General features: G+C 63.2%; 1 protein-coding gene and 1 pseudogene. Both read right to left on the reverse strand.

Annotation, left to right across the window (positions count from 1 at the left end; translation table 11 throughout):
• Positions 1 to 1,186, reverse strand: a 1,186-nt coding sequence (nodC, locus tag IVA82_RS08985) for a chitooligosaccharide synthase NodC (RefSeq protein WP_247493257.1), incomplete at its 3' end; no start/stop codon positions are given.
• A 14-nt stretch (positions 1,187 to 1,200) separates the two neighbouring features.
• A pseudogene (locus IVA82_RS08990) lies at positions 1,201 to 1,519 on the reverse strand (chitooligosaccharide deacetylase NodB); the annotation flags it as partial.

The raw sequence follows: 1,519 nt of genomic DNA on the forward strand, positions 1-1,519 counted from the left end.
TGCGCGAGAGCCAGTCGCTGTTGCTCAAGGTACAGAGCGCATAGGCTTTCATCGGGAGCAGGAGGAAGATGTTGATCGGGGTGTGGAGCGAGAAGCCGATAAATCGAAGCTCGCCGGCACGAAGGGCCGCCACGCTGCATCGAATCATGGTCATCGCGACGATGGTCAAACCGGTCCACCAGGGCACGGTACCGGTCAGCGCGAGCTGAGCGAGCGCGGCAATCGATGAGATGGCGAGCAGCAGCGGCCCGAGGTTCTGTCCGAGCACGTCGAGCGTAAGGTACCGGTCCAGGCCGGGCAACAGGTGCAAACCCAGCAGCGTGTCGCGGTAAGTGCTCCGCGCCCAGCGGAGCTGTTGCCGCAGATACGGCAAGAGCCTGTCCGGGACCACCGTGGCGGCGATGGCGTCCGGAACGTACTCGGTTCGAAACCCTGCCTTGAGCATGAGGATCGTCAGATGACGGTCCTCACCGAAGTCGCTCGGCTTTCCCCGGAAGAACTGCGTCTCGTACTGGTCCAGCAGCAACAGCAGCGCGGAGCGGCGGTACATGGCACACGGCCCGCAGCAGCACATGACGGCACCAAAGCGTGTCTGCGCCGCGCGCTCCTCGTTGCAAGCCAACCAGTACTCCATGTCGATCAATCGGGTCAGCCAGCTGTCGTTCCGGTTGCTGGCCGTCAATTGCCCCATGGCCGCGCCGACGGCAGGATCCTGCATCTTGCGTACGAGTTTGCTGACCACGTCGCTGGCGATTTCCGTGTCGGAATCGACATTGAGCACGAGATCGCCGAACGACCGGCGTATCGCTGCGATCTGCGCCTTACGCTTTCCAACGTTGCTTGGCAGCAGAATGACGTTGAACCTCGGGTCATATGCGTAGCTCCCATGGACCGGGGCCACTGCAGCGACATTTGCAGAGCCGTCATCGACCACATAGACCTGCAATCGTCCTGGGTAGTCCTGGCTTGCGAGAGACTTCAGACAGGCCGCCAGCGTGCGCGGATCCTCGTTGAAGCAGGGCACGATGACATCCACGCTGGGCAGAGCACCGGTATCGACCGGGTCGTACGGCGGCAGTGAGGCGTCGGTTCGCCGCGCATAAAGCGCCTGCGCGCTCTTATGGACGCTGGAGAGCAACGCGTAGGAGGCAACAGCAACGGTGCTGATGGTGGCAAGCAGGCTCATGGGAATTGATCTATTCAGTGAGTTTGAGGAAGCGACCGGATTGCAAATCCACGGTCACGCAGTGCTGGAATGAGCTGGGCGAGCGCCGTCACACTCTGGTCGCGCCGACCAGAGTGAGGGCAGCGTTCCAACTCGTCGGGAGGGCACCCGTCGTGCAGGAGCACGATTGCCCCCGGCCGGACCGAGGCCAGCACCGCGGCAACAATCGCCTCGCCGCCAGGACGAGACCAGTCTTGCGGGTCGACTGACCAGTGCAGGGCTGCCAGTTCGGCCTTCGCCGACGCGGCGAGGGCCTCCTTGGTCCAAGTCCCATACGGCGCACGCATGTGCCGC

The sequence above is a fragment of the Bradyrhizobium sp. 142 genome (assembly GCF_023074015.1).
Classification (GTDB): domain Bacteria; phylum Pseudomonadota; class Alphaproteobacteria; order Rhizobiales; family Xanthobacteraceae; genus Bradyrhizobium.